Raw genomic sequence first — 23,347 nt, 5'->3', positions numbered from 1 at the left:
CGGGATCCCTAGCCTGAGCAGCGTCCGCACGTCCGGTCAGGCCTCCGCGAGCGGTCCGGCCCCCAGAGGAAGTCAAGGGACATGGTGGATCAATCCGACTGGCGCGTCGGCGTCGCTTCCGCTCCCATACATCACGGCGAGATTCTCCAGGGCGTGTTCCCGCACGACGGCGGACTCACCCGGGGCCTTGTCACCCTTCCCTGCACCGTCCACATGACTCATGCCACGTTCGTGCCCGCCCCCGGCACCGACGTCCGTGTGTCCCCCGCCTGGAAGACCAAGGCCCGGCGAGCCGCCCAGCTGGCCGTCGACTCGGTCGCACCCCCGGGCCACAGGGTGGGCGGGTGCCTCGAACTCAGCGGCGACGTGCCGCTGTGCCGCGGCTTCGGCTCGTCGACCAGCGATGTCCTCGCCGCCATCCGGGCGGTGAAGGACGCCTTCGCCGGCCCGCTGGGGCCGCAGGAGGTGGCCCGGCTCGCCGTAAGGGCCGAGACCGCTTCCGACTCCCTGATGTTCGACGAGAGCGCGGTGCTCTTCGCCCAGCGGGAGGGGGAGGTCATCGAGGACTTCGGCTACCGGCTGCCGCCCGTGCGGGTGCTCGGCTTCGGATCCCGGCCCGAGAACGACAGCCGGGGCGTGGACACACTCGCGTTCCCGCCCGCCCGCTACGACCGCGGTGAGGCCCGGCTCTTCGCCGACCTCCAGGTGATGCTCCGCGAGGCCATCCACACCAAGGACGTGGCACTCATGGGTGCGGTGGCCAGCAGGAGCACCGAGATCAACCAGCGGTACCTGCCCATCACCCGGCTCGACGGGATCCGGCGCATCGTGCGTGAGGCCGGCGCCCTGGGCGTGCAGGCGGCCCACAGCGGAGACATCGCCGGGATCCTCTTCGACCGGGACGACCCCGAGGTCGAGAGCTGCCTCGCACACGCGCAGCGGCTTCTGCACAGTATCGGCATCCACGAGCAGTGGATCTTCACGACGGGTGACTGACATGACTACGACCACGATCGCCGGTGCGGCGAAGGTGCACGCCTCGGTGGTGGAAGCCACCGAACTGCCCCGCATCATCCAAGTGACCGACAACCTCTACGCGGCCGCGTTCAGCCTGATGAAGCTGCTGCCCGCCCGCTTCATCATCGACCGGGCCGAGGCCGCCGGTCTGCTGACCCCCGGCACCCGCATCATCGAGACCTCCTCCGGCACCTTCGGTCTGGGACTGGCCATGGTGTGCCGGCTGCGCGGCTACCCGCTGACCATCGTCGGGGACTCCGCCATCGACCAGGACCTGCGCACCCGGCTGGAGATGCTGGGCGCCACCGTGGAGATCGTCGAGTACACCGGCCTTCCCGGCGGCATCCAGGGCGCCCGGCTCGCCCGGATCGAGGAGCTGCGCCGGGCGCACCCGGGCAGTTTCGTCCCCGGCCAGTACGACAACCCCGACAACCCGGCGGCCTACGAGTCCGTCGCCCGGCTCATCGGGGAGACGGTCGGTTCGGTCGACTGCCTGGTCGGCCCGGTCGGCTCCGGCGGTTCCACCGGAGGACTCGCCGCGGCCCTGCGCCCCGCCGACCCGGCGCTGCACCTCGTGGGCGTCGACACCCACGGGTCCGTCATCTTCGGAACCTCCGAGAGCAAGCGGACACTGCGCGGGCTGGGCAGCAGCATCCACCCGGGCAACGTGCACCACACGGCGTACGACGAGGTGCACTGGGTGACAGCGGCCGAGGCCTTCCACGCGACCCACGAACTCTTCCGCGCCCACAGCCTGTTCATGGGCCCCACCAGTGGCGCGTCCTTCCAGGTGGCGTCCTGGTGGGCGGCGCGCAACCCGCGGAGCAAGGTCGTCATGGTGCTTCCCGACGAGGGCTACCGCTACCAGTCGACCGTCTACAACGCCACGTGGCTGGACGAGCAGGGCATCGTGCCGGCGGCCAGTCCGGCGGGCCCGGTCCTGGTCCACCACCCGCTGGAGGCCCCGCCCGCCTGGGCGCGCCTGGTCTGGGCGCGCCGGAACTTCGACGACGTGATGATGCCGGGAGCGGAAGCGTGAACACCCCCACACTTGTACTGGTCGAGTCCAACACCACGGGTACGGGGCGCCAGTTCGCCCAGCGAGCCCGGGCCCACGGCGTGGATCCGGTGCTGTTCGCCGCGGATCCGGGCCGCTACCCGTACGTCGCCACGGACGCGGTCCGCACGGTGGTCGTGGACACCACCGACCCGCAGGCGCTGGAGGGTGCGGTCCGCGCGCTCGCCTCCGAGGTGCCACTGGCCGGTGTGCTGTCGAGCTCGGAGTACTTCGTGGCGGCCGCCGCCGCGCTGGCCGCCCGCACCGGGCTGCCCGGCCCGTCCGCCGAGGCGGTGGCGGCCTGCAGGGACAAACCGACACAGCGCCGGGTCCTCGCCGGCGCGGGGGTTCCCGTCCCCGGGTTCTCGACGGCCGCCGACGTGTCCCAAGCGGTTGCCGCCGCCCAGTGGCTGGGCCTTCCGGTGGTCGTCAAGCCGGTCCGGGGTTCCGGAAGCCTCGGTGTACGGCTGTGCGCCACGCGGCGGGAGGTCGCCGAGCACGCCGAGGTGCTGCTGGCCGCCACGACCGACGAGCGCGGTGCCGCCGTTCCGTCCCGGATCCTCGTCGAGTCGTTCCTGACCGGCCGGGAGTTCTCCGTCGAGGTGTTCGGCGACCGGGCGGTCGCCGTCGTGGCCAAGCGGATCGGGGCGCCCCCGGTGTTCGTCGAGACCGGTCATGACGTCCCGGCCGCGCTCACCGCGGACGAGGAGGAGGCACTGACGGACAGTGCGCTGCGCGCGGTCGCCGCGCTCGGCCTCGGGTGGGGCGCCGCCCACGTGGAGCTCCGGCTCGACGGCCGGTCCGCCCGGGTGATCGAGGTCAACCCGCGGCTGGCCGGCGGCATGATCCCCGAGCTGGTGCGCCGGGTCACCGGGATCGACCTGGTGGGGGACCAGGTGCGAGCGGCCCTGGGACTGCCGCCCGGGCGACCGGCGCGCCCCGAGGCGGACGCGGCGGCGATCCGATTCCTGATCGCCGGGCGTGGCGGGGTGCTGGCCGACGCGCCCGGGCTGGACGCCGCGCGCGCGGTGGCCGCCCGGTCGCCCGGCGTCGCCGATGCGGCGCTCTACCGCCCACCCGGCGCCCCGGTCGCCCCCGCCGAGGACTTCCGGGGCAGGTTCGGCCATGTGATCACCACCGGAGCCACCCCGGACTCCTGCGCACACGAGGCCGAAACCGCCCGTGACGCCCTGCTGTCCGCCGTGGTCCTCGCCCCCGGGACCGCCCTCCCCGCCGTCCGGGCGGTGGCCGTATGAGCGGCGTGGACACGGGACGGCTGCGGACGGGCCTCCACGACGAGGCGCACCCCATCGTCTACGACCAGTACCTCTCCGGGCCCCCCGCCGATGGTCTGGTCTCCGAGCTGCGGCTGATCAGCGAAGTCGACCGGGCGCACCTGGTGATGCTCGCCGAACGAGGCATCGTCCCCGCCGGCACGGCCGCGGCCCTGCTGAAGACCATCGCGGACCTGCGCGCGGAAGACTTCGACGCGGTACGCGAGCGACCCATGCCCCGCGGGGTGTATCTGGCGTACGAGGGGTGGCTGACCGAGCGGCTCGGCGAGGAGACCGGCGGGGTGCTGCACACCGGCCGCTCCCGCAACGACCTCAACGCCACCACCGTGCGCCTGAGGGCGCGCGCCCCCTACCGCCGGCTGCTGGTCGAGACGGCCGGGCTGGCGCGTGCGCTGCTGGACCGTGCGGAGGCGTACCAGGACGTCGTCATGCCCGCGTACACCCATGGCCAGCCCGCCGTGCCCCTCGGCTACGGCCACTACCTGGCCGCGGTGGCGGGGGCGGTGCTGCGCGGTCTCGGCGGCCTGCTGGAGGCCGGACGTGAGCTGGACGTCAACCCGCTCGGCGCCGGCGCGGTCGGCGGGACGTCCGTGCCGATCGACCCTTCGCGCACGGCCCGGCTCCTCGGCTTCACCACCGTCGCACCCAACTCGGTCGACGCGGTCGCCTCCCGCGACTTCGTGCTGCGGTTGCTCTCGGCCGCATCGGTGCTGGGCATCGCACTCGCCCGTACCGCCAAGGACTTCAGCACCTGGACATCGGAGGAGTACGGGCTGCTGCACGTGGCCGACGACCTCGTCGGATCCAGCTCGATGATGCCGCAGAAACGCAACCCGTTCCTGCTGGAACACATCCAGGGCCGGGCCACGGCAAGCCTGGGCAGCTTCGTCGGAGCCGCCTCGGCGATGGCCACGGCCGGTTACACCAACGCGATCGCCGTCGGCACGGAGGCGGTCCGCCAACTGTGGCCGGGGCTGCGTGCCACCACGGACGCGGTCACCCTCCTCAGGCTCGTGGTCGCGGGCACCGAGCCCGAGCGGAACCGGATGACCGAGCGGTGCGTCGACGGTTTCACGTCGGCGACCTATCTCGCCGAACGCCTCGTCGCGGACGGCATGCCGTTCCGTGCCGCCCACCATCTGGTCGGCGAGACCGTCCTCGCCGCGCTGGACGGAGGCGATCCGCTCGCCCACGCGGCTCGCAGCAACCCCGGCGTCGCCCGCGCCGCCGCCGGTTACGCCGACGACTGGCTGGCGCCCGGGGCCGTGGCCGCGGCCTGCGCCCACGGCGGAGGCCCCGGAACCACGGGCGCCGGGATTGATCTGCTGCGTTCGGAACTCGACACGCTGGAAGCCGCTATGACGGAACATCAGATGCGTTGGGACGGGGCGGCCGAACTGCTGGCCGCCGCGACCGAGAAGCTGGCGGAGGGAGGGGTAGCAGCAGACTGACCCCGGCGCCCTGGGGAGCCATGGGGTGCACAGCGCCCACCGGGTACGCCGGTTCGGCCCGACCCCATGGCCCCGCTGGGCGGCCGTGCGGCCCCGGTGCACCCCGCGGCCCATCAGCGGTGCTGCCTCCCGCCCGCCCCGGCCGGATCGCGTCCTGCCGCACCCGACGCCCCGTCCGGCCCCTTTCGCCGTCAGCCGCCGAGCGCATGCACCTCGCTCAGGACGGCGCGCATCTGCGGTCCCGACTTCTGGGCGTAGTCGCTGCCCGTGTAGCCCCACCAGTCCCAGCAGCCCTGGGGATTGCCGCGCAGGAGGCTGATGTCGGTCTGCGGATAGAGGATCACCAGGTTGTTGGTGTCGGCGTACTCGTTGAGATGGGACTCACGGGCGAACCGGTCGCCCACGAACTTGTTGTCGCTCATGCAGCCGTGCAGGGCGACGACCAGTGTGCAGGCGGCCCCCGCCGCGCAGGAGTCCGGCGTGTAGAGGAAGCTGCTGCTGCCCATGCTGTACCACTGGGCCAGACCGCCGGGCACGTACCGGTTCTGGTCGTGCCGGCTGACCGTGCCCGACTGCGTGGCGGCCGGTGCGTTCACCTGGCCCAGCCAGTGGCCGAGCATCTCGCCCTGCGGGTCGTTGCCGCAGTTGATCAGGAACGGGTAGAAGGTGGTGCCACAGCTCAGCGGGGCGTTCGGAGTGGGCCAGCCGTGCCCTGCCGGATCGGTGTCGTGGTACGCGATCCGGGCCCCGAAGTCCCGGTAGAGCTGGACGCCTTCGTCGCTCACCGATGCCCGGACGAGCGGGTCCTTGGTGCCGTGGTACGTATAGACGGGCTTGCCCGCCAGGTTCGACACGGGGTCGATCCGTCCCTCGGCCGACCAGCGGCGGGCGATCTGCTCGATGCCCTCCGGATCGGTGGAGATCAGCCCCGTACCACAGGCGATCAGGCCGACGACGATGCCGCCCTTGCCGCAGTAGTACGGACCCGCGGCGACGATGCCCGCGCCCTTGAAGGTGCCGGAATAGGCCACCTGGAGCTGCGAGGCCATGAATCCGCCGGAAGAGATTCCGGTGACGTACGTATCGGTGATGTTGAGCCGGGGAAGGCCCGGTTCGCCCGCGTGGGCGGGGGCGGTGAGCCCCAGGGTCGCGGCCAGGGCGGCGGCCAGGGTGACGGCGGCGGCCCGCAGGGAACGGAGTTTCATCGTGCGCTCTCCTTGGCTGGTGTCCGTTCGGGGAACGGGGTCGGAAGTGGGGGGTACGGAGACGGACGGGGCCATGGTTGGCCGCGCACCACCCTGTGGGAAATGGAGGTGTGCCACGTCGTCGACGGGTGAGGAGTGGAGATTCTCTCCGTCGCCCGGTGTGCGCGGCGGCAGCGGTGCGGTAACACTGGCCGGGTGACGACGACGCCAGCGACCACCGGTGCTCTGCTCCGCCTGTTGCGCGAGGAGGCGGACGAGGCGGACTTCCGCGCCGTTGCCGCCGAACCGCAACTCGTCGACGAGGCCCTGGAGATACGTTCCAGGCTCGCGGCCCACCGCCGCCGGGAGGCAGCGCTCGCCGCGCTCTACGAGACCGCCGGCGACCTCGCATCACTGCGCGACCTCGAAGACGTCCTGCAGGCGATCGTCAACCGTGCCCGCACTCTCATCGGCACCGATGTCGCGTACCTGCTGCTCTCCGACCCGGAGGAAGGAGACACGTACGTACGCGTCACCGACGGCATCACGACGGACGGGTTCAAGACCGGCCGGCTCGCCGCCGGCACCGGACTCGGCGGGCTGGTCGCCGCGACCGCCGTGCCGTACCACACCGCCGACTACCCCAACGACGCCCGCTTCGCGCACACTTCGTACGTGGACGGCGTCATCGGGGCGGAGGGGCTGGTGGCCATCCAGGGCGTGCCGCTGAAGTTCGGCGACCAGGTGTACGGGGTACTGTTCGCCGCCAACCGCCGGGTGCGGCCCTTCTCGCCGGACGAGGTCGACCTGCTCATCTCGCTCGCCAACCACGCCGCCCTCGCCATCGAGAACGCCACGCTCTTCGAAGAGGTCCGCAAGACCGCCGCCGTCCACGAGCGGCTCACCGACGTCGCACTCGACGGCGGCGGCCCCACGGGGCTGGCCACGGAACTCGCCGACGTACTGCGCGGCAGCGTCCTCGTCCTAGACGCCCAGGACCGGCCGCTCGCCTCGGCCGGCGACGCGCCGCCCGAACCCGCGGACTTCGTACGGGAGATGGCGCAGGCCCGAGCCCGCCGCGGCTCCGCGTCACGCGGAACCGTCTGTGTCACCCCGATCGCCGCCGCCGACGAACACCTCGGCACGTTGCTGCTGGTACGCGGCGGACTCGACGCCTCCGACATCCACGCCCTGGAACGGGCCGCCCAGGCCGCCGCCCTCATGCTGCTCGGTGAACGCACGGTCGCGGAGGCCGAGCACCGGCTGCGCGGCGAGATCCTCGAAGACCTGCTGGGCGCCCCGCACCGCGACCCCGAAGGGCTGCGCCGACGAGCCGCGCTGGTCGGCCTCGACCTGGAGCGCGACCATGTGGTGCTGGTGGCCCGGGGCGGGAACAACGCCAGGCGGCGCCGCGTCACGGAACTGGCGGGCGGCCACGCCACCCGGCTCGGTGGCATCGCGGGCGAGTACGGAGGCAACACCGTCGTCGTCCTGCCCGCCGCCGAAGACCCGGGCGGCGCTGCCCGTACCCTCGCCGAACTGCTGACCGCCGGGATCGGACACCCCGTCACGGTCGGCGCGGAGCCCGCGGCACCCGGCGCGGCGGCCGTCGTCGAAGCACACCGCGACGCCGCCCGCTGTCTGGACGTACTGGTCGCGCTGGACCGTGCCGGTGAGGGCGCCTGCCGCGACGACCTCGGCATCCACGGCATCCTGCTGGGCCCCGCGGGCCGCGATGAACTGGACCGTTTCGTCCGTCGCACGATCGGCCCGCTGGTGGAGCACGACGAGACGCGCGGCAGCGACCTGGTGCGCACCGCGCTCACCTACTTCGCCTGCGACGGCAACCTGAGCCGTACCGCCACCGCCCTGTACGTCCACGTCAACACGCTCTACCAGCGCATCGACCGGATCTCGGCGCTTCTGGGCCCCCGGTGGCGCCGCGGCGACCACGCACTGCAGGTCCACCTGGCCCTCACCATGCGGCGAACGGCCGGGTGAGGCTCTCACGAGCTCGTGCGAAGGGGCCCACCACCCGAACCGGCTTCACCGCCTGCACGTCCATGTCGCCCCGCGCTTCGAAGGCCCCGCCCCGCACGCACGGCAAGCAGGGCTTCGACAGCGGGCGGGGCGGGCGCTCGGGGGCGGGGGAGCGGTGGGCGAGTCGCTCAGGACTGCGTGTCCGCCTGCGTCATGGAACGGACGGCATCGGCGATGGTGCTCCGGTAGAGGCCCAGCTTCGGCTTGAGCACCTTCGCGCCGGAGCCGAGCGGGAAGTTGAGCGTGGCAGCGTTGGGCATGTGGTCGCCGTCGGCCAGCACGTTCATCTCGTCGATTCCCGGCACGGTCCCGGTGGTCGCGCCGCTCGGGTCGAGGTCGATCACGGCGTAGGCGGTGTGTCCGGCGTGGACCGGGTACGCGGGTGCACCGCCCAGCCCGCCGGGGACCAGCGGCAGGACGTCGTGGCTGTGGTCCGGGGCATGGGAGTTGCCCAGGCTGACCCGCGGGTAGTAGCTCAGGCGGCAGGCGCTCGCGCCGGTGTTGCGCACCTTGATCACGCGCTGAGTGGGTGCCCCCGGCCGGCCGGTCACGTGCACCGAGAGCTTCTCGATGGCGCACGGGTGCTTGTAGGCGTAGCTGTCGGTGTCGTTGTTGCCACCCGCCTCGGCGGTGCGCGTCTTCACGGTGGCCGCCTGCACGGCGTCGCCGGTCGTCACCGACGCCGTGGACCGCGAAGACCCGACGGAAGCAGCCACCGGTGCGGAGCCGTTCGCCGGGCCGGCCTCCTTCGTGCCGGTACCCTCCGCGCCGCACGCCGTGAGTGCGAGAGCGAGTACGGCGGTGGCGGCGGCGCCGAGGACGGTGGTGCGGTTGCGGTTGTGGAACGTACGCATGGAGATTCCCCCAGGAACGAGGTGGGACAGAGACTCAGGTCCTGTGGCGGCACCCGCCCTCGACCTGCTGACCGCCATCATTCTCCGAGCCGGCGCTCACGTCCTGCTGCCGCGCCGCCGACGTCCCGGTGACGTCCGCCAGTGTCCCGGGACGGCTTCCCCGCGCACCCCCGGCGTCCGCGGTCCCCCGGTCACGCGCCGGCGCGTCGCTTTCCGGTCCTGCGCCCCGGGCAGGAATCCGGTCAGGCCCGTCCTGGGGGGTGACGTCGTCCCCGCGAGCGGCGCCAGACCCGGCCGGCTGCGCGGGAAGGGGGCGTCCTGCGCACGCTCGCACCGTTGAACTCCGCTGCCGTCCCGGTTACTTGGCTCCCGCCGGTATGCGACGCCCCAGGAGGGCCGCCACCAGCAGAAGCGTGCTCAGCGCGGCGACGAGCAGCCCCATGCGGTGCAGGGCGCCGTCACCGGGCGGGCCGGCGGTGAGGAGGGCCAGCAACGAGATGGCGTAGTTCGCGCCCAGGGACTGGCACGTGCGGTACAGGCCGGACGCCGCGCCCGCCTGATCCGCCGGAGCCGCGGTGTACATGGAGGACTGGTTGCCCATGTTGTTGAAGCCGTCGGGCAGGCCGAGTACGGCACAGATGAGGATCAGGAACCACAGGGGTGAGGAGCTGGTCGGAAGGACGAGCAGCAGGCCGCCGGCCAGCATCGCGGCGGTGCCGATCAGCAGGGGGACCCTTGGACCCCAGCGCTTCTCCAGGTACGTCGCCACGACGGTGGTCACGATTCCCAGCGCGGTGATGGGAAGCAGGACGAGACCGACCAGCGTCGTGCTCAGGCCCCTGACCTCCTCCAGCCATTGCGGGAGCCCGTAGAAGACGCAGTAGAACGCGGTGTACGTGACAACGGTGCGGACGTACGTGGTGGTCAGGGCACGGTTCGCCAGCAGCCGTCCTCCGGCTACATGGAGGAGTTCATCGTCGGCGACATGCTGCATGACGACATGGCCGACATCGCGGCCAGCCCGGTGCTCGACTTCGCCGCCATCCACCGCGGCCTCCCCGTCACCGTCACCCAGTGACCGTGCCGCCGGCGACGGCGCGTCCCGCCGGGGGCCGGCCCGCCGGGAAGGCGGCCGACCGGGTGACGCGCCCGACCCCGCGGCGGCCGGGCTGTCAACCGCGTGTGGTCTCATTCATCAACACGGGGACGACGCGGGCTGATTTCTGCCGGAGCTCCTGCGAAACGGCCGGGCCGACCGCCACGAGGAGCCTCGTCGGGACGCCGCCCGCCCGCTCCTTTGAACGGGACAGCGGCGCACCGGCGCGCCGCGAGGACCGGGCCAGGATGTACGGGCCGACGGTTCCTGGCGTCAACACGGCGCTACCCGGATTCTCGCGTCCGACGTAAAAAGGTGGAAAGCGGGTAAACCATCGGGGCGCGTACGGCATCCTCCCTGGCGTGATGAGCCTGACGGGGACACCTTTCTTCCTGGCCACGATCGCGCTGGCCGTAGTCACCCTGCTGATTCCCCTATTGCTGTGGGGCCGGGTACGCGGCCCCGCCGTGCTGCGCGGCGCGGCCCGCCTGGTGATGGTCGTCCTCGCGCAGGCGGCGGCCGTGCTGAGCGTCTTCGTGATGGTCAACAACACCAACGGTCTGTACGACAGCTGGGCCGACCTGCTCGGCACCGGACACCACATCGTCGCCGCGCCGGACCTCGGACGCGACGGACTCGGAGATCGCAAGCGCCTGGCGAGCGAGCCGAAGGTCGTCCAGAAGTTCAGCCCGGTGCACGATCCCCGGATCGGCCCGGGCGTCCGCGTCACCCAGCTGCGAGGCCGGGTGTCCGGGGTGCGCGGCGAGGTGTACGTATGGCTGCCGCCGCAGTACGGCCAACCGGCCTTCCGGCACCGGAAGTTCCCCGTGGTCGAGCTCCTCGGCGGCTTCCCCGGATCGGCGCAGGCGTGGTTCAGCAGCCTGCGGGTGCAGTCGCAGCTGGAGGGCGGAATGCGCAGGGGGAAGATCGCCCCGTTCATCCTGGTGGAGCCGCGGACCAACCTGCTGGCGGGCCAGGACACCGGGTGCGCGAACGTGCCGGGTGTCGTGGACGCCGAATCGTGGTTGAGCGTGGACGTCCGGCAGATGGTGACCGACACCTTCCGTGCGCAGAGCCGTGCGAGGGGCTGGGCGGTGGCCGGGTACTCGGCCGGTGCACACTGCGCCGTGAAGATGGCGCTCGCCCACCCCGACCGGTACCGGGCCGCCGTGGGCCTCTCCGGCTACAACGACCCGGCCGCCGAGCGGGTCTCCCTCACGGGCCGGAACCCGGAGCTGCGGCGGGTCAACAACCCGCTGTGGATCCTGCGCCACGCCACCACCCCGCCGCGCGTCGCGCTCTACCTCTCGGGCGGGCGCAACGACGGCTACCGCGACGGCCTGGCGCTGCGGCGGGCGGCGGTATCCCCGACCCGGGTGGCGGTGGCCGAGGTGAGCGGGCCGCACACCACCGGGCTGTGGAAACGCCAGGTGCCGTATGTCTTCCGCTGGCTGACGACAGAAATGTCTCCCCACGCGGGCCGGGCCGCTCCCGCGGAGGGCGTCTGACCGAGGGGGCCCGACCGGATCGGGGTGCCCTGGTACGGCGCGGGGACCGGCTGCGGTGAGCCCGTTGGCGAGCCCGGGCACGACCGGTGCCGCACCAGCCCGGCCGCCCGGTTCGACGACGGCCCCGCGAGTGCGCCGGGGTGCGCCCGAAGAGCTGGGCGCCGGGGACGGTGGGCCGGCCCCGGGACGCGCCCGGCCCGCCGTCCCCGGTGCTGGATCAGGTCGCCGGCAGGGGCACGGTGTCGTAGAGGGGCCAGTGGCCGGACCTCCCGGAAGCCCGGCAGTACCGTGCCCACGTATCCGCACCGCGCGACTGCCGACAGGGGCGTGAGCGTCGGCGGGGCGGTCGGCGCGGGATGCAGGTGCCGCCCGTGCTCCGTAAGCTGGGTTACGGAGCACGGCGGACCGAGCTTCACACCCGTCGGCTGCGCACAGTGGATCCGTGCGGCAATCGCGGCGGCCACCGCTGTGGAAGCCCGCATTGCTGCTCGGCATCACGCGTCACGCCGGGCGCCGGACCAGACGTTCAGTGACGCATCGCCGCCGATGCCCTTGAAGCGCGGAGCCATTCATGACCACACCGAGGGACCTTCTGATTGCCGCCATGGACATGTCGAATAGGCGTCCTGTGGAGCAAGGCAATCTGTCGCTGGCGCTCGCGGGAGCCGAGGTGATCGATCTCCTGGGTGCCGAGGCCATCAGGCTGGATGGCGATCGGATCGTCCCGGGCCACCCGCCGGCCATGGCTGATCGCCTGTTGGACGAGGCCGTGGCGTCGCTCGTCCGAGAAGCACCGTACGAGACGCTCGACGACTGGCTCTGGCGCAGAGGCCGCGGCCTGGCCGCTGCCTATCTGGACGCTCTTGAGGCGGAAGGGCAGCTCACTCGGCAACGGCACTCCCGTTGGATACCGTCCCTGACCAGCCAGATGGTGTTGGCGGATTCACCCGATCGCCGCGAGGCGGCTGACCGCTGGGCGTCCGATGAGCCCGTCCTCGCCGCCCTTGCGGCGGCCGTCGGGATACGCGACAGGCCGACCGGCGACTTCCCGGGCGTGGCCGACGACGCGGTGGAGACGGTGCTCGCCGCCGTTGACGACGCGCTGAGGGACCTGGAGTTCCAGCGGCAACGGCGAGCCATCGACGAGGCGGCCTTCGACAACATCTGGCGAGGCGGATGACGCAGGCCGGGCAGTGCCGCCGACCGGGCGGCGACGGGCGCCCGGAAGGAGTGAACGGGCGCCCGGAAGGATGGACGCCGCACACCGGCTCTCGGCAACGGCCAGGAAGCCTTGTCGAATACGTACAGATCCGGCAGGGGCGGGCGGAAAGCCCGTCGGAGGCTGCCGACCCGAGGGCCTCGGCGGGTCGGTCGGTACTGCGAGGTCCCGGCGTCCTGCGGCTGCGACACGTATCGGCGCGGGCAGCCGTGACACGTACCGGCTTCGAGAGCGAAGAGGCCGATCCGACCCCGAACGGCCGAACCGGGGCCGACCCGGCCAGTAGCCCCCCACAACGACCCCGAGTACGCCTCCGAGACAGGTCATGACGAACGCTGATTCCAGAACAGACGCCGCATCCTCCGGTGCCACGCCCGCGGTCAGGCTGACGCTCCTGACACTGACCGCGATGGTCGTCGGCTCGATGGTGGGCGCCGGGGTGTTCTCCCTGCCGCGTCGCTTCGCGCAGGAGACCGGGGTCGCCGGGGCGCTCATCGCATGGGCGGTCGCCGGCGTCGGCATGCTGATGCTCGCCTTCGTCTTCCAGACGCTCGCGGTGCGGCGCCCCGACCTGGACGCCGGTGTGTACGCGTACGCCAAGGCGGGGTTCGGCGAATACCTCGGCTTCTTCTCGGCCTTCGGCTACTGGGCCAGTGCCTGCGTCGGCAATGTCACCTACTGGGTTCTGATCATGTCGACGATCGGGGCGATCGCGCCCGCCCTCGGTGACGGGGACACAGCCCTCGCCGTGGTCCTGTCGTCCGTCGGCCTGTGGGCGTTCTTCCTGCTGGTCCGGCGAGGCGTGAAGGAGGCGGCGGCGATCAACAGGATCGTGACCGTGGCCAAGATCGTCCCGATTCTCGTCTTCGTGCTCCTCGCCCTGTTCTTCTTCAAGCCGTCCGTGTTCGCGGACAACTTCGGCGGCGCCGACTACGCGGGCTCGCTGTTCAACCAGGTGCGCGGCACGATGCTCGCCACGGTGTTCGTCTTTCTCGGCGTCGAGGGCGCGAGCGTGTACTCGCGGCACGCCAGGCGCCGAGAGGACGTCGGACGGGCCACCGTCCTGGGCTTCCTCAGTGTGTTCGCGATCTTCGCCTCGGTGACAATCGTGTCGTACGGGCTCATGCCGATGAGTGAGATCGCGGAACTTCGCCAGCCCTCGATGGCGGGCGTCCTGGAGGCGGCGGTCGGCACCTGGGGCGAGGTCTTCGTCAGCGCCGGCCTCATCGTCTCCGTCCTCGGCGCCTATCTCGCCTGGACCCTGATGGCCGCCGAGGTGCTGTTCGTCGCGGCCAAGGACGACGACATGCCCCGCTTCCTCGGGCGCACCAGCGGTGACGACGTGCCGGTCCCGGCCCTGCTGATGACCACGGCGCTCAGCCAGGTCGTCCTGATCGTCACAGCCTTCTCCGACGACGCGTTCAACTTCGCCCTCGACCTGACGAGCGCTCTGAGCCTCATCCCCTTCCTTCTGGCCGCCGCCTTCGCCGTGAAGATCGCTCTCGGGTCGCAGCGGGAGAAGGCGGTGGGACGCGGTACACGCCGGGAACTGGCCATCGCCGTCCTCGCCACCCTTTACACGGCATTCCTCCTTTACGCCGCCGGCCTGAAGTTCGTCCTGGTCTCCTTCGTCCTCTACGCGCCCGCCACCTTCCTCTTCGTCAAGGCCAGGCGCGAGCAGAACCGGCGTCTGTTCTCCCCGGCCGAGGGAGCCATCTGCGCCGTATCGGTTGTCGGCGCCGTCGTGGGCATCGTCGCCCTGGCCGCCGGCTGGATCGAGCTCTGAACCGGCCGACCGGTCCTCCTCCGCGTGCCGCATCCTCCGGAAAGGTTCACCATGACGAGCCACACCATCGCCACGCCGAAGCCGGCCTTCGGCGTTCATTCCGAGGTCGGACGGCTTCACAAGGTCCTGGTCTGCTCACCCGGGCTCGCGCACCGGCGTCTCACCCCGACCAACTCCGACGACCTGCTCTTCGACGACGTGATGTGGGTGGAGAACGCACAGCGCGACCATGCCGACTTCGTCGGCAAACTGACCCGGCGCGGCGTCGAGGTCGTCGAACTGCACAACCTGCTCGCCGAGACCATGGCGATCCCCGAAGCGAGAACGTGGCTGCTGGACCGGAAGATCACCGCCAACGAGGTCGGTCTGGGCCTCATCGACGACACGCGTGCCTTCCTGGAGTCGACCGCACCCCGCGACCTCGCCGAGTACCTCATCGGGGGCCTGTCCACGGCCGATCTGCCCGACGAGTTCCGCTCCGGGTATGTCGTCCTCGCCCGTGAGGCGACCGGGGCGCGCGAGTATCTGATGCCGCCGCTGCCGAACACGCTCTACACCCGGGACACCACCTGCTGGCTGTACGGCGGCGTGACCATGAACCCGCTGTACTGGCCCGCCAGGCACGGCGAGACCCTGCTGATGAAGGCGATCTACCTGTTCCACCCCGACTTCAGGGAAAGCACGGTGTGGTGGGGCGACCCCGAACAGGACTGGGGCCAGGCCACGTTCGAGGGCGGCGACATCATGCCCGTGGGCAACGGTGTCGTTCTCATGGGCATGAGCGAGCGCACCTCCCGCCAGGCGATCACCCAGGTGGCCGCCTCTCTCTTCGAGCACGGCGCGGCCCGGCACGTCATCGTCGCCGGCATGCCCAAGCTGCGCGCGGCCATGCACCTCGACACCGTCTTCACCTTCGCCGACCGCGACATCGTCACCCTGTACCCGCGCATCATGGACGCGGTCCACACCTTCTCCCTGCGTCCGGGCGACAAGGCCCCCGGCATCGAGATCACCGACGAGGGCACCACACCGTTCGTCGAGGTCGTGGCCGGGGGCCTCGGTCTGCCGCGGCTCCATGTGATCGAGACCGGTGGCGACGTCTACGCCTCCGAGCGCCAGCAGTGGGACAGCGGAAACAACGCCGTGGCCCTGGAGCCCGGCGTCGTCTTCACCTACGACCGCAACACCCAGACCAACACGCTTCTGCGCAAGGCAGGCATCGAGGTGATCACCATCGTCGGCGCGGAACTCGGCCGCGGACGCGGCGGAGGCCACTGCATGACCTGCCCGCTCGTCCGTGACGCGGTCGACTTCTGACGCCCGGGGCGACCACCCGCGGGATGTGCGTCTGCTGTCCCCGGCGCCGGGTCGCCGGCCGGCTTCCTTACGCGATCGCGCACTTCGGCACGGACGGTGCGGAGCAGCCGCCCGCCCGGACCGCTGGTGCCGCCCCGTGCGGACCCGCCCGGCAAACGGTGTTCGGCGGCGGGGCCGTACCCATGGTGTCAGCGTGGTGCGGACGCGTACACGTCTCTCACATTGCCCCTCGGCTTCGGGCGGCTCCGGCCGCACGGGCCCGCCGCGAACGCGTGGAGCAGATTCTCCGTGGCACGGGTGACGAAGGCGCCTGTACGGGCGTCCATGCCGTGGTTGCGTCCGTTCTCCCGGGTCCCCGCCATCAGGGCCTCGACCCACCGCATCGTCCCGGAGGCGAAGACGCCGGCTCCGCTCGGCACGGCGTAGTAGGCGGAATCGGCATGGCTGGGCCTGCCCTCGCACACGAGAGGGGAATGGGCGATGATCTCGATCGGCGCCGGGGAGGGCATGCCCGGAGTGACCCGGTCGTACTCCACCCCGACCAGATGGTCGAAGGAGTCTCCCTGCTTCACTCCCGTCCCCTCGAAGAGCCAGTGGTCGCCGCGGTGGACGACATACGGGGCGTCCACGGGATAGCCCTCGTAGAGGACACCGGTCAGGGAGGACTCGGGGGAGGCGCCGGGCGGCCGGCGGAAGTCGTTGGTCGGCATGTCCGGGTGGTCGGCAAGGTACGGGTCGTTCTGGTAATCGGTCTTGTAGCAGACGACAGTGCGGTCGGCACCGGTGGCGTCCGGCTCCAGCCTGACCCTGCGGAAGCAGGCGTTGGCGCCGAGAAAGGCCACGTTCGTGCCCGCGTCGCGCGCCCGGGTGATGTACGCCCGCTGCTGTGGCGTCCAGTACTCGTCATGTCCCAGTGAGAGTGCTCCGGCAGCGTTGTGGAGAATGCCGGGATCACGATGGATGTCCACGCCCGTGGTGTAGGCGAGCGGGATACCCAGCCTCTCCGCCAGGACCACCGCCGCGCGTTCGTAGACCATGAACTTCTCGGCACCGTTGCTGTCATAGGGACGGTTGAAGCTGACAGCGAGCGACCGCGTGCCGTACGCGCCGTTCTCACCCTGGTAGAGGCTGTAGCCGCCCCACTTGTTGTACGCCTGCCAGGTCGCCACGGCGTGCATCAGCACGACCTTGCCCGCCGCGCTCGGCGAGCGGACGATCAGTGGCACATAGCGCTGGTGGCCGTCCTCGGAGTCCAGCCGGAGCAGATACGCGCCCTCCGGCCAGCCGCCGGTGCGGACAAGGAGGCTGCGTCGCCAGTCCGCCCGTACGGTACGGGTGACCTGGAGCAGCCGGGGACGGGCCTGGACCGACCCGGCCACTCGGTGTGAACGCCAGACCGCTCGCGCCTGCGCTCCGCCGTACCAGCCGACGCGGTAGGCCGAGACCCGGAACCCCGGGGCGGCGGTGGAGACGTACAGGCCGAACTCCTCGCCCGGCAAAACGCTCACCTTGTCGGTATAGCCCTCGATGGCCTCCGGTGGTCCCACCGAACGGATGCGCCAGTCGGGGTCCCCCGCCCGGGCACTCTCCCCACTTTCGGCGCGGCGGTCGGTGCCAGGCGTGGCGGATCCGGTGCCGGACCGCCCGGTCGCTGCGGAGTGGCAACCGGTCACTGCGGCGCCGCCGGCCAGCGCACCGCCTGTTGCGGCGGCGAGGAAGAGCCTGCGGTCCAGCCGGCCGGGAGTCCCGGTGTCCTGCCTGTCACCATGCTTCATGTCGCCCGCCGAACCCGTCCCGCAGTGCTGTCACCGGCCATCTTCACCCGCCATCTGCTCGGCGACGACCGGGGTGGGGCCGAACCGGGGACGGGCCGCGTCGGGCACGGCCGTCCGGGGCTGATCTCCTCGCGCCCGCCACCCTGCCGTCGCCCCCGCGCAGGCTCCCGGCAGATCCCGCACCGCCCCGTCAGGCAGGCGCCGATGGCGGACATCCGGATGCGGTTCAGTACGGCAATGGCCACCCGAGGGGCGTCCTCCACCCGTCAAAAGAGGCGCGAGCCCCGCTGCGGCGCGAAGGGCGATCCCCGGGGCCCAACCGCCGACGCGATGCCACGGCAGGGGCATCGGGGCGGCGGTGGGGAAGGGCGAAGGCAGCGACCCGGACCGGCGCGGCGACGCCCCGTGAGCGTGCGGTCCGCTGCGTCATGGGCGTTGCCTCCGGGGCGCCGAGGGGGCCGGTCATGGCCCTGTGGTGCGAGTGACGCCGAACGGGGGTGCCGGGGTTGATCGTTGGAGCGAGCTCACGGGCCGGCTCCCGCAACTTCCACGCGGACGCCCTTCAGGGCCACAGGCACCGGCCGAACGCTCCGCTCGTCGTCATCGGCCCGGCCGTGAACCGGCCGTTCGCCGCTCCTCGGCACAGATGCCGAGGAGCGGCGGGGCGCATGCGGACATGGATTCAGGTATGCGGTGCGGGGGCGCGGACTTGGAGAGCACCGGGCGACCGGCCTCCGCGGCGTCAGGCCAGGGACGGGGCGAGCGCGGGATCGATGGCGTGCTGGAGAGGCTGGTCCGCCACATAGCGGCGGAGCTCGTCGAGCACAAGCTGTCCGAGGCGGTGGCGTTCGGCCCCGAGAGCTCCGCCGAGATGGGGCGTCAGAACGACGTTGGGAAGGGTGAAGAGCGGTGAATCATGGACCGGAGGCTCCGGGTGTGTCACATCGAGCACGGCGGTGAGGTCGGGTCTGGCGCGCAGGACCGCCGCCGCGGCGTCCTCGTCGACGAGCGCCCCACGCGCGGTGTTGATCAGTGTGGCGCCCGGCCCCAGGGAGTTCAGCAGCCTTGCTCCGATCACGCCGCGGGTCTCGGGCAGGAGCGGGGCATGGAGACTGACGACATGACAGGTGGCGAAGAGCTCCTCGATACCGACGAGCCGGACGCCCGTCCGCCGGGCGGTGTCCGCGGAGGCGACGGGGTCCGTGGCGAGGATCTCGATGTCGAAGCGGCTGAGGTGGGCCGCGACGAGGCGGCCGATGTGCCCGAGCCCCATCAAGCCCACGCGTGACCGGTAGGCGCCCGGGACCTTGGGGTTCCGGGGGTAGCGACGGCTGCTCGCCACGTCCCGGGCGATGCGGTGCACCTGCTTCAACCCGAGGAGGACCTGGGCGAGGGTGAACTCTGCCACCGGGACGGCGTTGGCGGCCGCCGCGGAGACGATCGGAATACCGCGTGCCCAGAAAGCGGGTGTGGTCAGGTGCCGCACGGAGCCCGCCGCGACGAGGACGGCCTGCAAGCGAGGGGCGTGCGAAAGGAAGGCGGCATCGAGGACGGGTGCTCCCCAGCCCGTGAGCAGGACGTCGATCCGCCGCAGAACCTCGGGGTCCTCGTCGAGCTGCTGCCGTGTCAGGGGCGGACCCTGCCAGTGCACGAGCCGGTCGATTTCGGCGAGAACCTCGCGAGGATAGACGTCTGACCTGCGTTCTTCCTCCATGACCAGCAGTGCTGTCGGTCTGGTTGCCGGCTCGTTCATGTACGTCGCACTCCTCAGCTCTTTCGCTCACGGGCCGTCGGTGGACCGACCCGCGGCCCCTGATCGGGCGTGTGGGGAAATGTCTGACTGGATGTCAGACATTGACGTGGCTTGTTCAGTACCTTGGTCGGCGCACTTGAAGCACGATACATCGGAGGACTGTAGAAGCCCTTGGGTTGAGTGCAGTTGCCTTGTCCTTGCCGCCCCGGCGGCCGTCAGGATCGTGCACGATCACCGCGAAGTGGGGTGATTGGTGCCTCAGGCGACTGATCTACGCTTCCAGCAGGCGATATCTCGGGTGGGGTGCTTCCCTTGTGGGGGCGCCGTACCGCAGGGAAGGTATGCGTAGGCGCGTCTGCCGTGACTGCTGCAAGGCATCGCAAGATTTTTGTATTCATCGGACTATTGACCGCGGATTCGGCCCCCGTTAGCGTCCCCAGCAAGCGCTTTCCAGGCCAGCTGTGATGCGGCGAAACAGGAGTTGTCATGCAGAGATCGCGATGGATCGGTGCGGGTTTCCTCGCGTCAGCACTGGTCCTCACCAGCTGTACATCCGGGCCTGCGGGAGTGGACGCCAAGCAGAACTCCAAGGCACCGCTGGAACTGTGGACCAGGACGACACCGGGCGGACCGGGAGAGCAGGGCACACTCAAGCTCGCTGCCGCCTTCGAGAAGGCCACGGGTTACAAGGTCGAGGTCACGGCCATCTTCGACGACTTCGAGACCAAACTGCAGCAGCGGGCCGCGCAGAAGAACCTCCCCGACATCGTCATGAACGATGTGACACAGCTCGGTGCCATGCACAGCCAAGGTCTGCTCCGGGAGATCGACCTCGACAAGATCAAGAGCAGCAAGCAGGCCATCGGCCAGGGGCTGGACTCCGGCAAGAGCGTGGACGGCAAGCAGTTCGGCCTGCCGTACTCGGCGCAGGCGTCCGCGCTGCTCATCCGCAAGGACTGGCGGGAGAAGCTGAAGCTGCAAGTCCCGCAGAACTGGGACGACTTCGCCGCGATGGCCGAAGCCTTCACCACCAAGGACCCCGACGGCGACGGCAAGAAGAACACCTTCGGCCTCGCCGCCCCCCTCTCCACCAAGCGCGGATACGCCTCCTGGTACTTCTCCAACTTCCTCTGGGCCGCGGGCGGGGACTTCATCACCGAGACCGGGAAGGGTACGTACAAGCCCGCGATGACCACGAAGGAATCGGTCGAGGCCGTGCAGTGGTTCCGTGACCTCGGCTGCAAGGACAAGGCCATCCAGCCCGGCGCCGTGACCATGGAGACCCCGCCCACGAACGAGACGTTCGAGGCGGGCCGGACCGGCATGTACGTCGTGGGCCCGTACCTGCTGCCCCGCTTCGACGAGACTCTCGGCAAGGACAAGTACGAGGTCGTGCCGATGCCCAAGGGTCCGAAGGACGCCACCGTGCTTGCCGAGGGTCTCTCCATCTACCTGATGGCGGGCTCCGAGAACCGGGTGGGCCAGGACGCCTTCGCCGACTTCGCCATCTCCGCCGAGGGCCAGAAGACCGGGATGCAGGGCGACACCGGCTTCACCGTGCAACTGCCCGTCAACAAGACGGTGGACATCTCCGAGGTCCGCCCCGACCCCCGCTGGGCGACATACGCCAAGGCGTACCAGACCTCCGGACGTTACGCGCCGTCCATCCCGAACTGGACCCCGGTACGGCAGACCACCGCGGATACCGTCAACGCGCTGATGGCCGACTGCGGCCTGAACGTCGAGACCAAGCTGGGCGAGCTCGACAAGCAGCTCGCCGACATCCTCAAGGAACAGGGAATCGCCGCGTCATGAGTCTCGACCAGGCGAATCCGGCCGCCCCCGCGGCGGCCGGCCCCGGCGCCCGGACAACGGGCCGCCCGCCCGGCGCGACCGCCGCCGACCGCCGCGGCCGCAACCGCCGGGCGGGCCGATGGTGGACGCCTTGGCTGTTTCTGGCCCCGGCGCTGCTCCTCTTCCTGTACTTCAAGTTCATCCCCATGGCCAATGCGCTGACCATGTCCTTCCAGGACGTCCAGCCGTATCTCGGGAACAAGTGGGTCGGCACCGAGAACTACTCCACGGTTCTCCAATCCGACGGCTTCCGCGAGGCCGCGTGGCACACCGTCGTCCTCGCCGCCGGGCAGACAGCCGGCTCGATGGCTCTCGGCCTCGTACTCGCGCTGCTGATGGAAGGACAGGGCCGCCGACTGGGATTCGTGCGTTCCGCGGCGTTCCTGCCGGTCGTGGTGCCCATCGCGGTCGTCGCCGAACTCTGGCGGATCATGTACCACCCGACCGAGGACGGCATGCTCAACTCCATCCTCGGCCTGGTGGGGCTCGGCCCCTCCGGATTCATCAACGACCCCGACACGTCGATGGCCTCCATCATGCTCACCGGCATCTGGCGGGGCGCCCCCTACGACATGATGATCTTCCTCGCCGGGCTCACGAGTGTGGACCGCGGTCTGTACGAGGCCGCGAAGGTCGACGGTGCCTCCAGGCTGCAGCGGGTGTGGCATGTGACGGTGCCCGGACTGCGGTCCGTGTTCTCGATCCTGTTCATCCTCGCCGCGATCCGCGGACTGCGCGTGTTCACCGAGGTGTTCCTGCTCACCAACGGTGGGCCCGACGGCTCCACCGAGGTCGTGATGACCCTGATCTACAAGCTCGGGCTGGAGCAGAACCGACTCGGCGTCGGCGCGGCGGGAGCCGTCCTGCTGTTTGTCGCGACGCTGATCCTGACCATCGTCGTCCACCTGTTGCGACGGAGGGAGAGCAAATGAATGCCCCGAACGAGACCGCGCTGGGCCTGACCGAGAGCAGGAGCCCGGGCGGGCGGATCCTGAAGGCCGTCACCTACCTGCTGGTCCTGACCGTCTTCGCCGGGCCCCTGCTGGCCCTGCTGGTCAGCGCCTTCGGCCATGTCAAGGACCCGACACAGCTGAGCATCATCCCCTCGGGCGCCACTCTGGACAACTTCAGGATCGCCTTCGACCGGGGCGTGCTCGCGTACCTGCTGAACTCGTTCTTCGTGGTCGGCTTCGGACTGCTCCTCCAGGTGGCCGTCTCCGTCCTGGCCGGATACGCGCTGGCCAGGAAGGTCTTCCCCGGGATGACGCTGGTGCTCGTCGCCATCCTGGCCACGCTGATGCTGCCCGAGGAGATCCTGGCCCTCCCGCTGTCCCTGATCCTCGCCGACCTGCCGGTCGTCCACTTCAACCTCATCGGCACCCTGGCCGGAATGATCGTCCCGTTGGGCGCCTGGGGATTCTCCATCCTGGTGATGACCGAGTTCATGAAGGACGTACCCCGGGAACTCGAAGAGGCCGCTCGTATCGACGGCGCCGGCGACCTGCGCATCTTCGCCCAGATCATCCTGCCGATGTGCAAGCCCGCGCTCGGGGTCATCGGAGTCTTCGGCTTCACCATGATCTGGGACCAGTACCTGCTGCCTCTCCTCGTCTCCACCGACTCCTCCTCCTACACGCTCCCGCTGGCGCTCCGCACCCTGCGGATCGACCCCGCCGTCACCCCCGGAGTGGTGATGGCCGCCTCCCTGCTGGCCCTGCTGCCCTCCGTGATCGTCTTCCTGTTCTTCCAGCGTTCCTTCGTCCACGGTCTGTCCTCCGGCGCGCTGAAGGGCTGACCCGGCAAGCCGTCCGCCCCGCGCCGCGCGGCGAAGCCGCCACCGGTGCCCGGGAGTTCACCGGGTGCGGCGTCGCCGCACCGCGGACCCCGGCCCGGCGGCGGGGCCGCACCGCGACACGCCCGCCCACCCCCACGAGCCGTGCCCGGCCCGAGGGTCGATGCGTCCCGCCGACACCGCCGGCCCGGCACGTGTCGCGCGCCGCGGCCGGCCGCAGGAGGACGTTCCTCGACCGGTCCGCACCCGCCGACGCCCGCCATGCCTCGAACCACCCCGCACGACCAGCCCTCCGGTCGCGCCGATCGGAGCGCCGAACAACGCACCGAATGCGCCACCGGATGCCGAC

The 23,347-nt window shown here is 70.9% G+C and carries 17 protein-coding genes; 12 read left to right on the top strand and 5 right to left on the bottom strand.

Annotation, left to right across the window (positions count from 1 at the left end; genetic code table 11):
- The first annotated feature begins 81 nt into the window (after nt 1-81).
- From ACIOMQ_RS22580 to argH, 4 genes are read left to right on the top strand one after another with little or no spacing between them, the layout of a single operon-like run.
- Nucleotides 82-996, top strand: a complete 915-nt coding sequence (locus ACIOMQ_RS22580) for a kinase (protein WP_362206514.1) — start codon at nt 82-84, stop codon at nt 994-996.
- A 1-nt stretch (nt 997) separates the two neighbouring features.
- On the top strand, nt 998-2,056 hold the full coding sequence (locus tag ACIOMQ_RS22575) for a PLP-dependent cysteine synthase family protein (protein ID WP_401265350.1): 1,059 nt from the start codon (nt 998-1,000) through the stop codon (nt 2,054-2,056).
- Nucleotides 2,053-3,330, top strand: a complete 1,278-nt coding sequence (locus tag ACIOMQ_RS22570) for an ATP-grasp domain-containing protein (RefSeq protein WP_401754344.1) — start codon at nt 2,053-2,055, stop codon at nt 3,328-3,330. The genes ACIOMQ_RS22575 and ACIOMQ_RS22570 overlap by 4 nt, the downstream gene beginning before the upstream one ends.
- The gene (gene argH, locus ACIOMQ_RS22565; RefSeq protein WP_362206511.1) at nt 3,327-4,820 is read left to right on the top strand and encodes an argininosuccinate lyase; all 1,494 of its coding nucleotides are present in this window, start codon (nt 3,327-3,329) and stop codon (nt 4,818-4,820) included. Before ACIOMQ_RS22570 ends, argH begins: the two co-directional genes overlap by 4 nt.
- A gap of 191 nt (nt 4,821-5,011) precedes the next feature.
- On the opposite strand, the gene ACIOMQ_RS22560 is transcribed toward argH, so the two are convergent.
- Nucleotides 5,012-6,025, bottom strand: coding sequence for a PHB depolymerase family esterase (locus ACIOMQ_RS22560; protein ID WP_362206510.1), 1,014 nt, complete (start codon nt 6,023-6,025; stop codon nt 5,012-5,014).
- 195 nt (nt 6,026-6,220) lie between these two features.
- Here ACIOMQ_RS22560 and ACIOMQ_RS22555 point away from each other — a divergent pair, with 195 nt between their 5' ends.
- Entirely contained in the window at nt 6,221-8,005 is a 1,785-nt protein-coding gene (locus ACIOMQ_RS22555; protein WP_362206509.1) for a GAF domain-containing protein, read from the top strand.
- 167 nt (nt 8,006-8,172) lie between these two features.
- On the opposite strand, the gene ACIOMQ_RS22550 is transcribed toward ACIOMQ_RS22555, so the two are convergent.
- Nucleotides 8,173-8,898, bottom strand: a complete 726-nt coding sequence (locus ACIOMQ_RS22550) for a DUF4232 domain-containing protein (RefSeq protein ID WP_402190016.1) — start codon at nt 8,896-8,898, stop codon at nt 8,173-8,175.
- Between the two features lie 358 nt (nt 8,899-9,256).
- Nucleotides 9,257-9,892, bottom strand: a complete 636-nt coding sequence (locus ACIOMQ_RS22545) for an MFS transporter (protein ID WP_402190014.1) — start codon at nt 9,890-9,892, stop codon at nt 9,257-9,259.
- Between the two features lie 467 nt (nt 9,893-10,359).
- Between ACIOMQ_RS22545 and ACIOMQ_RS22540 the strand changes: the two genes are divergently transcribed.
- The 4 genes from ACIOMQ_RS22540 (at nt 10,360) to ACIOMQ_RS22525 (ending at nt 15,824) form a co-directional block, all read left to right on the top strand.
- Entirely contained in the window at nt 10,360-11,502 is a 1,143-nt protein-coding gene (locus ACIOMQ_RS22540) for an alpha/beta hydrolase-fold protein (protein WP_362206566.1), read from the top strand.
- Nucleotides 11,503-12,073: 571 nt separating this feature from the next.
- Entirely contained in the window at nt 12,074-12,682 is a 609-nt protein-coding gene (locus ACIOMQ_RS22535) for a GPP34 family phosphoprotein (RefSeq protein ID WP_401940098.1), read from the top strand.
- A gap of 364 nt (nt 12,683-13,046) precedes the next feature.
- A complete protein-coding gene (locus ACIOMQ_RS22530) occupies nt 13,047-14,507 on the top strand; it encodes a basic amino acid/polyamine antiporter (RefSeq protein ID WP_401754355.1) in 1,461 nt (486 codons plus the stop codon).
- Nucleotides 14,508-14,558: 51 nt separating this feature from the next.
- Nucleotides 14,559-15,824, top strand: a complete 1,266-nt coding sequence (locus ACIOMQ_RS22525) for an arginine deiminase (RefSeq protein WP_401754358.1) — start codon at nt 14,559-14,561, stop codon at nt 15,822-15,824.
- Nucleotides 15,825-16,012: 188 nt separating this feature from the next.
- On the opposite strand, the gene ACIOMQ_RS22520 is transcribed toward ACIOMQ_RS22525, so the two are convergent.
- Together ACIOMQ_RS22520 and ACIOMQ_RS22515 are read right to left on the bottom strand one after the other, a co-directional pair.
- A complete protein-coding gene (locus tag ACIOMQ_RS22520; protein WP_402190010.1) occupies nt 16,013-17,599 on the bottom strand; it encodes a N,N-dimethylformamidase beta subunit family domain-containing protein in 1,587 nt (528 codons plus the stop codon).
- Nucleotides 17,600-18,341: 742 nt separating this feature from the next.
- On the bottom strand, nt 18,342-19,352 hold the full coding sequence (locus tag ACIOMQ_RS22515; protein WP_362206502.1) for a hydroxyacid dehydrogenase: 1,011 nt from the start codon (nt 19,350-19,352) through the stop codon (nt 18,342-18,344).
- Nucleotides 19,353-19,919: 567 nt separating this feature from the next.
- On the opposite strand from ACIOMQ_RS22515, the gene ACIOMQ_RS22510 reads away from it, so the two are divergent.
- The 3 genes from ACIOMQ_RS22510 to ACIOMQ_RS22500 are packed head-to-tail and all read left to right on the top strand — an operon-like array spanning nt 19,920 to nt 23,001.
- Complete coding sequence (locus tag ACIOMQ_RS22510; RefSeq protein WP_402190007.1) at nt 19,920-21,167, top strand: ABC transporter substrate-binding protein; 1,248 nt, start codon at nt 19,920-19,922, stop codon at nt 21,165-21,167.
- On the top strand, nt 21,164-22,138 hold the full coding sequence (locus tag ACIOMQ_RS22505; RefSeq protein WP_362206500.1) for a sugar ABC transporter permease: 975 nt from the start codon (nt 21,164-21,166) through the stop codon (nt 22,136-22,138). Before ACIOMQ_RS22510 ends, ACIOMQ_RS22505 begins: the two co-directional genes overlap by 4 nt.
- On the top strand, nt 22,135-23,001 hold the full coding sequence (locus ACIOMQ_RS22500) for a carbohydrate ABC transporter permease (protein ID WP_401754367.1): 867 nt from the start codon (nt 22,135-22,137) through the stop codon (nt 22,999-23,001). Before ACIOMQ_RS22505 ends, ACIOMQ_RS22500 begins: the two co-directional genes overlap by 4 nt.
- The last annotated feature ends 346 nt before the right edge of the window (nt 23,002-23,347 follow it).

This window comes from Streptomyces sp. NPDC087845, from assembly GCF_044742755.1.
Taxonomy (GTDB): Bacteria; Actinomycetota; Actinomycetes; order Streptomycetales; family Streptomycetaceae; genus Streptomyces.
The sequence above is the reverse complement of the archived record's forward strand: the minus strand, read 5'-3'. Positions and strand labels throughout refer to the sequence as shown.

Coding starts and splice junctions, on each gene's coding strand:
- ACIOMQ_RS22580 (WP_362206514.1), top strand. CDS start 82: ATGGTGGATCAATCCGACTGGCGCGTCGGCGTCGCTTCCGCTCCCATA.
- ACIOMQ_RS22575 (WP_401265350.1), top strand. CDS start 998: ATGACTACGACCACGATCGCCGGTGCGGCGAAGGTGCACGCCTCGGTG.
- argH (WP_362206511.1), top strand. CDS start 3,327: ATGAGCGGCGTGGACACGGGACGGCTGCGGACGGGCCTCCACGACGAG.
- ACIOMQ_RS22560 (WP_362206510.1), bottom strand. CDS start 6,025: ATGAAACTCCGTTCCCTGCGGGCCGCCGCCGTCACCCTGGCCGCCGCC.
- ACIOMQ_RS22550 (WP_402190016.1), bottom strand. CDS start 8,898: ATGCGTACGTTCCACAACCGCAACCGCACCACCGTCCTCGGCGCCGCC.
- ACIOMQ_RS22545 (WP_402190014.1), bottom strand. CDS start 9,892: ATGCAGCATGTCGCCGACGATGAACTCCTCCATGTAGCCGGAGGACGG.
- ACIOMQ_RS22540 (WP_362206566.1), top strand. CDS start 10,360: ATGAGCCTGACGGGGACACCTTTCTTCCTGGCCACGATCGCGCTGGCC.
- ACIOMQ_RS22535 (WP_401940098.1), top strand. CDS start 12,074: ATGACCACACCGAGGGACCTTCTGATTGCCGCCATGGACATGTCGAAT.
- ACIOMQ_RS22530 (WP_401754355.1), top strand. CDS start 13,047: ATGACGAACGCTGATTCCAGAACAGACGCCGCATCCTCCGGTGCCACG.
- ACIOMQ_RS22525 (WP_401754358.1), top strand. CDS start 14,559: ATGACGAGCCACACCATCGCCACGCCGAAGCCGGCCTTCGGCGTTCAT.
- ACIOMQ_RS22520 (WP_402190010.1), bottom strand. CDS start 17,599: ATGAAGCATGGTGACAGGCAGGACACCGGGACTCCCGGCCGGCTGGAC.
- ACIOMQ_RS22515 (WP_362206502.1), bottom strand. CDS start 19,352: ATGAACGAGCCGGCAACCAGACCGACAGCACTGCTGGTCATGGAGGAA.
- ACIOMQ_RS22505 (WP_362206500.1), top strand. CDS start 21,164: ATGAGTCTCGACCAGGCGAATCCGGCCGCCCCCGCGGCGGCCGGCCCC.
- ACIOMQ_RS22500 (WP_401754367.1), top strand. CDS start 22,135: ATGAATGCCCCGAACGAGACCGCGCTGGGCCTGACCGAGAGCAGGAGC.